Below are 12,307 nucleotides of genomic sequence, written 5' to 3'. Positions count from 1 at the left end.
CTCCCTTCTACTTTATTGCGGCCTTATGCGGTGTAATAACCAACGAAGGTTCGGTGATATCGGCGCTGGGGAGTCCCTTAACCTCGGCAACTTTTCCGTATTCAGCGCGAAGCTCATCGATAGGACCGAATTTCAATACCCGCATAATGCAAGCATCAACACAGGCGGGATTTTTCCCTTCCTGCTGCAGATCGATGCAGAAATTGCATTTACTGGCCGTTTTACCGGAGACTTTTGGAACTTCATAAGGACAAGACCATGTACAGTAACCACAGCCGACACACCGATCCTGGTGCACTAATACGATGCCATCTTCCTTCCGTTTGTACATTGCGCCGGTTGGACAATTCTCCACACATTTAGGATTTTGGCAATGATTACAGCCCAGAGAAAGCCAGTAAGCAAAGACATTGCTTTTGAATACACCGTTTTCTTCGATGCAGGATCCTCCAGTGAATTCATGGACCTTTCTCCAGCGTAATCCATCTGCCAAATCATTTTTATCCTTGCAGGCAATCTGGCAGGTAAAACAGCCAATGCAGTTCTGTTGATCCACATAAAAACCGTATTGATTTGCCATTCAAATCACCTCCTACGCTTTCTCTACTTGAACTAGATTCGTATGCTGAGGATTACCCCAGGCTAGGGCGGTGGGGTCCCAAGTGGTTAAGGTGTTGATACATCCCCTGATGTCCACTCCCTTATCATCTGGGGTATACCAAGCTCCTTGGGGAAGAGAACATACTCCTGGGATGAGGCGGGGAGTGACCTTCACTTTTACTTTTACCGTCCCGCGATCGTTAAAGATCCTTACCGTATCATCATCTTCAATCTCTCTCTCAGCCGCGTCTTGGGGGTTGAGCCATAATTTCTGAGGCTCTGCTTCCTCCATCCAGGGCAGATTATCAAAGGTGGAATGAACACGGCGTTTACTATGATGGCCGATGCATTGAAGGGGATATTTATCTTTCAGAGCACCTTTTGGTCCCTCTGCAACAGCTACATATTTAGGAACAGCCGGTATCCTTTCCGGATTATTCATATCGTAGAGGGCTTTAGAGAAAATCTCTACCTTTCCTGAAGGAGTTTGCAGAGGGTTGTTTTCCGGATCTTCCACGAAAGCTTGATAAGCAATAACTTTCTTAGGTTTTGTCTTATAAATGCCCTTTTTCCTGAATTCTTCGAAAGATGGGAAGTCGGGATGAGCCTCCTGGGCCACAGCTACACATTCACGCAAATATTGCTCCTGACTCTTGCCTTCATCAAACTTATCAAGAACGCCAAGGCGTTTTGCCAGCTCTGTACAAATTTCGTAAACACCCTTGCACTCATACAAGGGATCCACCAATTTTTGCCCATACAGAGCAAGCCCTTGTCCCAAAGCGCGTGTAACAATATCCTCCTGCTCAAATTGAGTGATATCAGGGAGAATAATATCTGCATACTCCATACTTGGCGTCATAAAATTCTCAATACCCAAGATAAATTCGCACTTCGTGGTGTCTTTCAGTAACTCCGCAGTCCGCCCGGTATCGGAATGCTGATTGATCAAGGCATTGCCGCCATAATTCCAAATAAACTTGATGCCATGCTGCAGCCGGTCCGCACCTTGCAATCCACCATTTTCTTTGGTATGGTTGCCCCCTTTTTCAATGGCATCGGTAAACATGAAGAACGACACTTTGGCTTGTATTGGATTGCTGCCCGCAGGGTATGCACCCATTTTTACTGAAGTAAATCCTTCATGCATACCGGGATTGGCACCGAGTTTCCCCATGTTTCCTGTCATCAGGGCTAAAAGGGGTATGGAAAGGGCCTGGAATTCTCCGTTAGCATGACGCTGTACTCCCCGTCCCTGAAGGACAAAGCAGGGCTTTGCTCCGGCAATTTCCCTGGCCAATTGTTTAATGGTTTCCACAGGAACCCCCGTGATCTCTGATGCCCATTCCGGGGTTTTCGGCTGCCCATCGCTTACTCCCATCAAGTAGCTCTTGTAGGAATTTCCTGCCGGAACTCCCTCAGGCATGTGCTCTTCATCAAAGCCTATGCAGTACTTGTCCAGGAAAGCTTGATCGTGAAGCTCTTCTGTCAGTATGACATAAGCAAGGCCTGCCACAAGTGCAGCATCAGTGGTCGGACGAATAGGAATCCACTGGTCGGCAAAGGTACCTACTGTATCACTGTGACGGGGATCAATCACAATAATTTTGGTTCCATTTTGTTTCGCTAACTTGAGATAATAGGTTGAATTGAGACCTCCGACCCGCGTACAGGCAGGATTATCGCCAAACATCACGATAAGCTTGGCATCCAGAAAACTGGTCGGAGAGCTTCCCCCATAACCGGCCCCAAACATATAAGGAATAGCATACATATAATTTGCCTGGCTGTAGTTGCCATAAAAGCTGAGATATCCACCCAATGCATTAAGGAGTCTCCCTGATGCTCCCCCCATATAGCTTTGGTTAAATGCTCCTCCGACCCCCGAAGCATAAATGAAATATACGGATTCATTGCCGTATTGGTTGATGATACGTTTTAACTCAGAGGCCGTGGTATCCAGAGCCTCTTCCCAGGAAATCTTCTCCCATTGTCCGGCTCCCCGTTCCCCCACTCTTTTCATGGGATATTTCAGCCGGTCGGGATGATACAGGCGTTGACGCTGGGATCTCCCCTTCAAACAAGCTCTCGCTTGAAGATTGTCTGGGGTATCGGGCCCTTCATTGTCCGTAACAAAACTCAGTACAACGCCGTCTTTCACCTGGGCTTTAATCTGACACCGACCGCCGCAATTATGCCAACATATCGAAGGTTTTGTTTCTGCATTGAGATGACGATTCCCAGCTTGAGCAACAGCAGGTTCAGCTCCTACTCCCGAAGTTATGGGCATGCATCCCACCAGTGTCGTTGATCCCGCTACAGCTGCGCTCCATTTTAAAAAGGAGCGACGACTGATTTTAAAGTCTTTATTTACCATTATCCTACCTCCCATTCGTCCTTAGATTTTCTTAGTTCTTGAGTATCCTCCCTGCTCAGGTATTCGTAATCCCAGATAATAAAATCTCGAGCTAAACGGGCTAGTCCTTGGTAGTAATCCGTATGCGCTCCTTCGAGGACACTATGGGTAAAATGGGGAGTCCATTTTGACAAATGTAATCCAAGGAATGCCTGTTGTTCTTTTTCTATATAGGAAGCTTCTTCAATTTGACCTTTCCTTAAGTGTTGGATCTGACGGTGAATCAACTCTGCCATAAATTCAAGTTCAACGCCAAAATGATCATCCGGCTCTTTATTTATCAAGATAAACTCCAGACCATGTCGACCATAAAACTCCCTCACGTCAAGAGTTATACGGTCAAAGGTCAATCTTTCTTCCGTGAGATAAACCGATTCCCAAGGTGGTGCCAGGAGATGATTAGGTCCCACAAATAATCGATTATAGTCAGCATTTAGTTGGACAACGATATTATCCAGGCTAGTTTCGTTTATCTGACTACTCCACAACTTTAACTGAAGTAAACCTTGCTGAAACTCCTCCGTATTCAGCTCTAAGGGAAAGAAATCAAAAAGCTTATCTTTGATAGTGAGCTTGATTAGATTTGTGCTGGGTAGCTTGATAAATCCTGCACTAATAATTTTGTACGTTAGCGCCCGTGCTTCCAGAAGTCCCATTCCCGAATTGGAAGGTTCCATCCCGTATCCTCCACTCTTATTTATCTTTTGTGAATTTCTTTACTTTCACCTCCCCAGTAATGCTAGAATTTTACCTCCCTTCACAGTTTGATTATCAGAATATTTATTACTACTTTGTGTATACTATCACATATATATTAATAGTTTATTGTTAAATATTAATAAATTATTATTTTTTTCTAAATCTTTTGAGAATAAAGGGTGCCGCAGATGCTAAGAAGCAGCTCTGCGGCACCCTTTATGCATTTTAACTATAGTATTGAAGTCTTAGCTACCATCTTCTCTACTAAATTGATGGCCATGACTTCCAATCCTTCCGTATTCAGATGCATGCTGGCCGTGGCGTCATAAAGTATATTAGCCTTTGCCGGCCATTCATCATCGGCCAACCATAGGATCAGGGCCAGTTCAAGTTTGGGAAGAACCTCTATGGTATAGGCTATGTCTCCCATAGCCAATTTTTTGCCCTTAAGTTTCTGGCATATGGTCTCAAATTTCTCCGGCGAATTTCCAAAGTGCTTGGCCAAAGGATCCATGGCTTCCAGTTTAAATGCCCCGTAATGGTTGTTTCCTCCCGGCAGCTCTCTGAAGGATATCCACCGTCCGGTGGGCTGAACTCCGCATACTTCCGTCAGGTACTGGAGAATGAGAATATGATCGGTGATGTCCTCACAAGGAGTTATCTCTCCTTCGGGGTACCAAACTCGGTAAAGCTCACCCCCATAGCCAAGGACCAGGCTGGATTCGTCATATGAGGTAGCTCCGGAAAGCTCCAGAATCTTGGAAAAACTGCGCTTGGCAAATTCACTCTTGGCATGCTCCAAGGCATCCCGATATTTCTTCTGACTTTCTGTCGTCATTACAAACCCACCTTTACACCTATTCACCCAAATAAACTGATTTGCCTAAATATTCTATTCTAAAGGTGTATTTCCTGCTTACTGCATAGTCCCTGAAGGATTTATTATACCTTAGACCATAAAAAAACAGGGGTGTTATGGCTCTCCACATATATGTGAAGCCAAAACGCCCCTTTGATTTTACTCTTCTTTCTTTTCCTTTTCGTCTGTGTTCTTTTCCTCACTGACGATTTCCGCATCGACGGTGTTCATTTCACGCTTAAAGTTCTTAACTCCCTTACTCATCGCCTTTCCTACTTCAGGAAGTTTTCCGGGGCCAAAAATAAGAAGGGCAATAATCAATACAATAACAGCTACCATTGGTGTTATCATTCCAAAAGTAATCATCGTTTCACCTCAATTTTTAGTTATCTGAGCCTCTATACTATTCTTTCTGATATGCTGTTTTCTTAAGATGCTCGGAATATTCGAGATTTATTATATTCCACCTAATTATATATTAGATAAGCTTATATTGCCAGAAGGTAAAAGCGGTTCAAGATATTCACTGAGGGATTCCAAGGTCCGGGCTACGTTTAGAAGGTCTATGAACCGACTCTCTCTGAGAATCTCTTTTCCCTCCAACATAATCAGGAGTGTCGGCACAGTAAAGACCAGAAATTGCCCTGCCTCTTCCCTCAATTCCTGGATGTTGATCTCCCCCACCACAATCTCGTAATTCTGTGCCAGCTTCAACACTTTTGGCAAAAGGGCATGGCAGACATTACAATTTGAGCTGCTGAAATAGAGGATTGAAATTCTTTGTTCTCGAAGCAGGTGATCCAGGCTTTCCCTGCTCTGAATGAGCATCGGTTTCTCCGTCAATGCTTTCTCCCCTACCTTTTCCTTGTCTTCTTGCTTTTCTTCTTCGTCGTGACGATCTCCACCCGGAACCCCTTGCGGCTTTCCCTTACGGTGGCGGCCATAAAGCCGAAAAACATCACAGCCCAGATAGCCGCTGTAACGGGGATACCTATGATTAAGCGCGCCCAGGTTGGCCAGAGCAGAGGGCGGGTTAAAAGATAGAAAGCATAGAGAACGCCTGACCAAAAGCCACCTTCATAGGTTACAGGAGGAAGCCCTTCAAGAACAGCCACTAATTCCACCGGACGGAACACATAGAGGATGCCTAAGGCCAGCAAGAGTACAAAGACCATATTCACCAGATACATGAACATAGATGCTCCCGGCGAAATTCGCTGTTGAGGATTTTCCGGGTTAAATCGGGAATAGTTAATGGAATAAAAGAGACCAATGGCACTGGAACCCATCGATAGAAAGATAGCGCCGAAGGCTAAAGCCAGAATCATCGTGGTGCTTAAGCCAATGGCTAGGGCAGTTCCCACCAGGAGAGCTTCCATAAGGACCAAGGTGGGTAAGACCGCCGCCAGCAGTTTTCCTAATACAACCGGCCAGCCTCCCAGAGGAACGCTGTTCAAAAGCCAATCGGATTCACCTTCCCGGCCAAAGGAAAGCAGGGCCATGTTGCCGCTGAACATGATCGTGTACATGATAAAGACTGTTACCAGGGAGGATTCGGAGCCTGGTGTGCGGACAAAGAGGTATTGGGCGATAAAAAAAGCCATGATGATCAAAGGAGTCAGGTAACCAAACCACTCCCGGGTATCTCTCTTCAGGTAAAGCAAATCCTTTTGGGCAACAGCCCACATTCCCCGCAAGGGAGAAGTTTTGCCTATGGGTTCTTCATTGAGTATAGAAAATACCCGCTTTAGATTGGTATCCGCTCTTCCTTGAAGAGCCGCCCGGGAAGTTCTTTCTGGTGTAATTTGGTCGGGCAATGCTCTTTTCCGGCTTTTGGTGCGTCGGCGGCCCCCTTCACCCTGACTCAGGGAGATAAAGCCCCGGCGAAACCCCTGTTCCAAGAGATTAAACGCCAGGAGAAAGAGTCCGATCCCTACGGCGAGAAGGAGCAGGCTCCAGCCCAGCCCCACTAAGAATTTTCCCGACATACCGGCTACTAAGGCTTGGGATCCCCATCCCCAGGGAAAGAGATGCATAAGGTTGAGGATCTGTTCATTGCCTGTAAGCCAGGAGGTCATGTCAAATTGCTCTCCCCTGCCCAGAATCAGATTGGGAATCTGGAAAAACAAGGCGATCATAATTCCCGCCAATGCTCCGATGAAGCCTACGGCTTCTTTGCTGCGATGGGGGGGAACGATGCGCATAACGATTAAATTCAGCAGCTCGGCAATAGCTGTGCCGATGATCATGAGACCCAACCCCACAAGCAGGACGAGGATGTAAAAGGCGGGACCGGCCTGAAAGAATAATCCATAAAAAATCCCCGGCAGAAACACAAAAAGGAGTGCTGTTAAAAAGTTGCTGGCGATGACGCTGAGGGATTTGACCGCAAAGACGGCTTTCAAGGATACCGGAGCTATGAAGAGAAGCTCCAGATCCTCCGACATATAAAGGGCGGCAAAGGCGGCGGTGATACCGAAAAATATCTGACCGACCAATCCGCCTAAAAAGAGCAAGGAAAGAAATCCCTCCACCACTTCATGGGAAATAGAGCCCATAGCTCCATAAGCCAGGAAACCCATGGAAGAAATGAAAGCCGCTATGAAAAAGATCAGCAGGGCATAAAGCAGAATAGCACTTTTCGGCCGATGGCGAAATTTGTTCCAAGACACCCGGAATTGATTTTTGAGGAGGAGGATGAAGTCCTGAAAGAAAGATTGAGGCGGCGGCGGTGTTTCTATAGGAGGCGGTAAAAGGATTCTCACGCTCATCCCTCCTCCAGGCTTTTGATCAATTCCTCATTTTCATGACCCCCGGTCAACTCCAGGAAGATATCTTCTAAGCTTTCTCCCCCATGTCCTACTTTTTGACGCAATTCCTCCGGGCTGCCTTGAGCGATGAGTTTTCCTTTTTGAAGAATGCCCACCCTGTGGCACATTCTTTCGGCAATCTCTAAGATATGCGTGGAGACAAAAACAGCCGCTCCCTGGTGTGCCAACTCCTGCAAAACGTCCTTGAGGAGACGGGCGCTGGCCGGATCCAGCCCTACGGTGGGTTCATCCAGGAGAATGACTTTGGGTTGGTGGATCAGGGCGGAGGCTAACACCACCTTCTGGCGCATCCCGTGGGAATATCCTTCCAAAAGTTCATCGGCTCTGTCCAGAAGTCCAAACATCTCCAAAAGCATCTCTGCCCTTTTTATGGTCACATCTTTGGGTATCTGATAAAGATCCCCTATGAGCTTTAGGAATTCCCAAGCCGAGAGTTTACCATAGAGTTTGGGTTGATCCGGGACATAAGCCATAAGGGCTTTGGCTTGGGTGGGCTGCTTGCGAATATCATAACCGCAAATTAAAGCTTCTCCCTCACTTGGCTCCATAAGTCCGGTCAGGAGCTTGATCGTGGTGGTTTTTCCTGCTCCATTGGGGCCAAGAAAGCCAAAAATCTCTCCTGCCCTTACTTCGAGATTTAAATGATTCACTACAGCTACATCCCCGTAGCGTTTGGTTAGTTGATTGGTTTTTATCAAAACTTGATTCATAATCTACTCCCTTCTCAGGAACTTTTTAGATTGCTTTTATGTCTTTTTCAGCTCTTTCTAATACTTAGTCTAAACTAGATTTTCTATGATCATACACCCTTCACATGAGGCCCTCCTCAAAAATGAAAAGCAGGAATAGGACTTCCTGCTTCAATTATAGAATTAAATTCTTGTTCTAAGGAAATTATAAGTCATTATAAGCCGAATTAGCAAGAACTTACCTTCTTAAGGAGTAAACTATGAAAAGAAAAAAACCTTTTGTCTTTTGGCTTTATATTTTGCTATGGATAACGATTGTCCCTATGACCTTCTTCCACCTTGCCCGCTTGAATTGGTTATCCACGGGGATGTGCCTGCTGACCCTGTTCTTTATGACCCTTCCCTTTAGTTTGGAGACCAGATACAAGCTGACTATCCCCCGAGGGTTTCTTACCGTCCTGATTCTATTCTTATACGCCTCCATTTTTTTAGGAACAGCCAATCGCTTCTATTCTGTGTTTTGGTGGTGGGATAAAATGCTCCACGGTGCATCAGGCTTCATCTTTGCCCATATGGGTTTCTTACTTCTGATGTTCCTTGATCCTCGCCAAAAGCAGGACTCCATAATGAGTAGAATCCTGGCCGCCCTTTTTTCCTTTTCCTTCTCTTTGGCTGCCGGTGGGGTCTGGGAAATCTACGAGTATACTATGGACTGTACCTTCGGCACTCTCTATCAAGGGATTGGCATTCATGACACCATGGGAGATATTATCCTGGATGCCCTGGGGGCTTTGCTATTTGCCCTGCTCCTCTACTTCCAGGGAAATCGAAGGTTCCAGTCCATTCATAGGCAGTCCAGCCGCCATCAGCCACAATCACCGCCCCATTAATGAAGCTGGAATACCGCAAAATCCATGCAAAAGACTTAAGGTCTTCATAGGAGCACCTTAAGTCTTTTGATAGAATCGTGGCGCCGGCCACTCATTACTCAAGATTCAAACGCTTCTTCAAAATATGGTTGGTAATGGCAAAGTAGGCTGCAGTGATCAATGCCGATTCAATCAGTAAATAAACAATGAACAGGTGTAGTTCGCTCTGCATCGTGAGAAAATTCTCTGAGGTTACCTGCAGATTATGAAAATTATATCCTACCACATAAGTGATCCCCATACTGATAATTTGTGTTATGGTATTGAGCCCGATAAAGGCGGCAAAGGAAGCTAGAATGCGGTGCTGAGTAAACAGGTGACCAACGGCAATCGAGGCGTAGAGAATCAAAACGGCCGAAGTTAAGACGATGATGATTCCGAGAATACCCTCTAAGGAGTACAAATAGACGGATGAGCCAAAATAATCCAATACTTTGCCAAGGTTCATTATTTCCCTCATGATGTGCTCCCAGTCACCTGGCTTAAAGGCGATGAGTACGATAGAGAGAATGGCCACGAAAAAACTGAGCACTAGCCAAAACAAAGAGATCGTCATCTTGCAGACAATATGCTGCCAGGGTTTCACAGGGAGGGTAAACATCAGGTAGCCTTCTTCGGAGAGAAGATTCTTATAGAAGCGCTGGAGAGTCATAATCAAGGTCATGACAAACATTCCAACCATAATAAAGATATAAACAGCCATACTAATGATCGCTGGAGTCTGCCATTGATGACTGGCGCTCACTCCCAGCATGAAACGGTTAATAAGACCAAAGACCAATAAGGCCAGAAATAAGGGCAAGAATACTCTTCCTGTGGCTTTTAACTCATATTTCATCAGCTTACTTAACATTTGAACACCTCCCGGAATAAGGCATCGACGGATTTACCCTTTTCACTGCGGATTTCATCCACTGTGGAGGTCAATGCGACTTGACCTTGATTGATAAAGACAACATAGTCGAGGATATTTTCAATTTCGGATATAAGGTGGGTGGAAATGAGAACGGTTCCCTTTTCATTGTAGTTGCTGAGGATGGTTTTCAGGATATAATCCCGAGCTGCCGGGTCCACACCCCCGATGGGTTCATCTAAAAGGTAAAGATCTGCTTCCCGGCTCATGACCAGGATGAGCTGAACTTTTTCCTTGGTACCCTTGGACATGGTCTTTAGTCTGTCATGGGGATTAATATTGAGGCTTTTCAGCATATCGAAAGCCTTCTCAGTCTTGAAATCCTCATAGAAGTCCTTGAAAAACTCGATGATCTCGTGGACTTTCATCCAGTCATTAAGGTAAGTTTTTTCGGGGAGGTAGGAGATTATTTTCTTGGTCTCGATACCCGGCTTTTTACCATCGATGAGAATTTCGCCCCCGGTTGGAGTTAGAAGCTCATTGGCCAGTTTGATAAGGGTGCTTTTTCCACTGCCGTTCGGTCCTAAAAGACCTACGATCTGCCCCCGTTCCAAAGTTAAGTTGATATTGTTCAGGGCGACCTTGGTGCCGTACTTCTTGGTCAGCCCCTTACATTCCAGGATTGGCTTCATTTTTTCATCTCCTCTGCCATAGTGTTGATGATGGTTAGGATCTCTTTTTGTTCAAATCCCATCATTTTCATTTTTTCCAGAAACTCAGTGATTTGTTCTTTGGCTACTTTGGTTTTTGCCATCTCTACCATATGCGCATCCTCCGTTACCGACCGACCGCTGGTGCGGTGGGTTATAATCAATCCGTCCTCTTCCATTTTTGCTAAGGCTCTTTGCATGGTGTTGGGGTTAACAGCCGCCTCTTGAGCCATATCCCGGACCGAAGGGAGTTTGGATCCTAAGGGGTACACTCCTGAAAAAATCTTAAGCTGAATCTGCTCAATTAACTGAGTGTAAATAGGTCTGTCCGTCTTCAGATCCCATAACATGTTCTCACCTCTTATATCAATGTATTATTGTATTAAGCGCTTAATACAATAATACATTATTCTTAAAAGATGTCAAGAGGAGTTAAAAATATTTTTCCGCAAAAAAGCCATGATTCAGAGCAATATATCTCCAAATCATGACTTTCTTATTCCGCAGCTTTATAATTATAGACCGGCTTAATCTGATCTACTATCTCCACCGTATCGTGGATGTTCCTGATGATATCCTCCATTGGCTTATAAGCTAAAGGGCATTCATCCAAGGTTTCTTTGTTGACCGATGTGGAGAATACTCCTTGCATTATGTCCTTATATTGGGTCAAGGTCAAGGAATTACGGGCTTGGGAGCGGCTCATGAGGCGGCCCGCTCCGTGTGGAGCGGAATAGTTCCAGTCAGGGTTGCCTTTGCCGATACAGAGCAGGCTGCCGTCCCGCATATTGATAGGAATCAGGAGTCGTTCATCTTTTTGGGCTGAGACTGCGCCTTTGCGCAGAATCATGTTCTCTGTATCGATGTAATTATGAATGGTCGTGAACTGATCCACGGCCTTGAGCTTCATCCCTTTAAGTATTTCATCCGCCATGGCTTTCCGGTTTAAGGCCGCAAAATGCTGAACAATCTTCATATCGTGGATATAATCCTGAAAAAGTGCTCCGGAAGCATAGGCTAAAGCCTTGGGAATATCCGTTAGGACCTCTGCCTTTTTCCGTTTGACCTCTTTGAGGATCTCTTTATCCCGCCCGGCGGCTTTCAACCCGGCGATCAATTCTTCGATATCGGCCTTTGTGGACTTATTTAAAGTCCGATAAGCCTCCTCTTGATACAGCTTAGCTACTTCATTGCCTAAATGGCGGCTGCCTGAGTGAATCACTAAATAATAAATTCCCCGGCTGTCTTGATTGACCTCGATAAAATGATTGCCCCCACCCAGGGTACCGATGCTTCTACGGGCACGGGTTAAGTTGACTTCCTTTTTGCATTTGAGATCATCTAAATCAATACTCTCATGAAAACGGTGCTCCTTATTGCGGATATTAAAGCCGCTGGGAATGTTCGCATAGATCAGCTTATCCAGCTTTTGCAGCTCAAAGTGTGAGCCTTCAAGCTGGGTTACTTCCATGCCGCACCCTATATCCACACCGACCAAATTAGGCACCACTTTATCATTAATGGTCATGGTTGTGCCAATCGTACATCCCACACCGCTGTGGACATCAGGCATGATTCGAATCTTGCTGCCCTTGACAAATTCTTGATCGCATAAGACTTCGATTTGTTGGCTGGCTCCTGCCTCCATCGTCTCGGTAAAGACAAAAGCGTGATTGTATTGACCCGTGATCTTGATCATGGTTTATCCTTTCGTATTTTAT

13 protein-coding genes are annotated in these 12,307 nt (G+C 45.6%); 1 reads left to right on the top strand and 12 read right to left on the bottom strand.

Annotated elements, in window-relative coordinates; genetic code table 11:
• Positions 1-7 precede the first annotated feature (7 nt).
• From DESPCE1_RS0110155 to DESPCE1_RS0110120, 8 genes are all read right to left on the bottom strand, one after another.
• Entirely contained in the window at positions 8-580 is a 573-nt protein-coding gene (locus DESPCE1_RS0110155; RefSeq protein ID WP_019850411.1) for a DMSO/selenate family reductase complex B subunit, read from the bottom strand.
• Between the two features lie 12 nt (positions 581-592).
• Positions 593-2,977 (bottom strand): DMSO/selenate family reductase complex A subunit, encoded by a 2,385-nt coding sequence (locus DESPCE1_RS0110150; RefSeq protein ID WP_019850410.1) that lies wholly within the window; start codon positions 2,975-2,977, stop codon positions 593-595.
• Complete coding sequence (locus tag DESPCE1_RS0110145; RefSeq protein WP_019850409.1) at positions 2,977-3,693, bottom strand: molecular chaperone; 717 nt, start codon at positions 3,691-3,693, stop codon at positions 2,977-2,979. The genes DESPCE1_RS0110150 and DESPCE1_RS0110145 overlap by 1 nt, the downstream gene beginning before the upstream one ends.
• 251 nt (positions 3,694-3,944) lie before the next feature.
• The gene (locus tag DESPCE1_RS0110140; RefSeq protein ID WP_019850408.1) at positions 3,945-4,553 is read right to left on the bottom strand and encodes a DUF3786 domain-containing protein; all 609 of its coding nucleotides are present in this window, start codon (positions 4,551-4,553) and stop codon (positions 3,945-3,947) included.
• A 180-nt stretch (positions 4,554-4,733) separates the two neighbouring features.
• Positions 4,734-4,940, bottom strand: coding sequence for a twin-arginine translocase TatA/TatE family subunit (tatA, locus tag DESPCE1_RS0110135; protein ID WP_014793912.1), 207 nt, complete (start codon positions 4,938-4,940; stop codon positions 4,734-4,736).
• A gap of 105 nt (positions 4,941-5,045) precedes the next feature.
• A complete protein-coding gene (locus tag DESPCE1_RS0110130) occupies positions 5,046-5,417 on the bottom strand; it encodes a co-chaperone YbbN (protein ID WP_019850407.1) in 372 nt (123 codons plus the stop codon).
• Positions 5,418-5,428: 11 nt separating this feature from the next.
• Complete coding sequence (locus DESPCE1_RS0110125; RefSeq protein WP_019850406.1) at positions 5,429-7,339, bottom strand: hypothetical protein; 1,911 nt, start codon at positions 7,337-7,339, stop codon at positions 5,429-5,431.
• A gap of 2 nt (positions 7,340-7,341) precedes the next feature.
• On the bottom strand, positions 7,342-8,115 hold the full coding sequence (locus DESPCE1_RS0110120; protein ID WP_014793909.1) for an ABC transporter ATP-binding protein: 774 nt from the start codon (positions 8,113-8,115) through the stop codon (positions 7,342-7,344).
• A gap of 239 nt (positions 8,116-8,354) precedes the next feature.
• On the opposite strand from DESPCE1_RS0110120, the gene DESPCE1_RS0110115 reads away from it, so the two are divergent.
• Positions 8,355-8,984 carry a hypothetical protein gene (locus DESPCE1_RS0110115; protein WP_019850405.1) on the top strand — a complete coding sequence of 210 codons (630 nt, stop codon included), beginning with the start codon at positions 8,355-8,357 and terminating at the stop codon, positions 8,982-8,984.
• Positions 8,985-9,078: 94 nt separating this feature from the next.
• Here DESPCE1_RS0110115 and DESPCE1_RS0110110 read toward each other — a convergent pair whose 3' ends face one another.
• From DESPCE1_RS0110110 to DESPCE1_RS0110095, 4 genes are all read right to left on the bottom strand, one after another.
• Positions 9,079-9,876: a hypothetical protein gene (locus tag DESPCE1_RS0110110; protein WP_014793907.1), complete on the bottom strand. Its 798-nt coding sequence runs from the start codon at positions 9,874-9,876 to the stop codon at positions 9,079-9,081.
• Positions 9,870-10,568, bottom strand: a complete 699-nt coding sequence (locus tag DESPCE1_RS0110105; RefSeq protein WP_014793906.1) for an ABC transporter ATP-binding protein — start codon at positions 10,566-10,568, stop codon at positions 9,870-9,872. Before DESPCE1_RS0110105 ends, DESPCE1_RS0110110 begins: the two co-directional genes overlap by 7 nt.
• Positions 10,565-10,936 carry a GntR family transcriptional regulator gene (locus DESPCE1_RS0110100; protein ID WP_014793905.1) on the bottom strand — a complete coding sequence of 124 codons (372 nt, stop codon included), beginning with the start codon at positions 10,934-10,936 and terminating at the stop codon, positions 10,565-10,567. Before DESPCE1_RS0110100 ends, DESPCE1_RS0110105 begins: the two co-directional genes overlap by 4 nt.
• A 146-nt stretch (positions 10,937-11,082) precedes the next feature.
• Positions 11,083-12,285: an RNA-splicing ligase RtcB gene (locus tag DESPCE1_RS0110095; RefSeq protein WP_019850404.1), complete on the bottom strand. Its 1,203-nt coding sequence runs from the start codon at positions 12,283-12,285 to the stop codon at positions 11,083-11,085.
• Between the last annotated feature and the right edge of the window lie 22 nt (positions 12,286-12,307).

Source organism: Desulfitobacterium sp. PCE1, assembly GCF_000384015.1.
GTDB classification, from domain to species: domain Bacteria; phylum Bacillota; class Desulfitobacteriia; order Desulfitobacteriales; family Desulfitobacteriaceae; genus Desulfitobacterium; species Desulfitobacterium dehalogenans.
The sequence above is the reverse complement of the archived record's forward strand: the minus strand, read 5'-3'. Positions and strand labels throughout refer to the sequence as shown.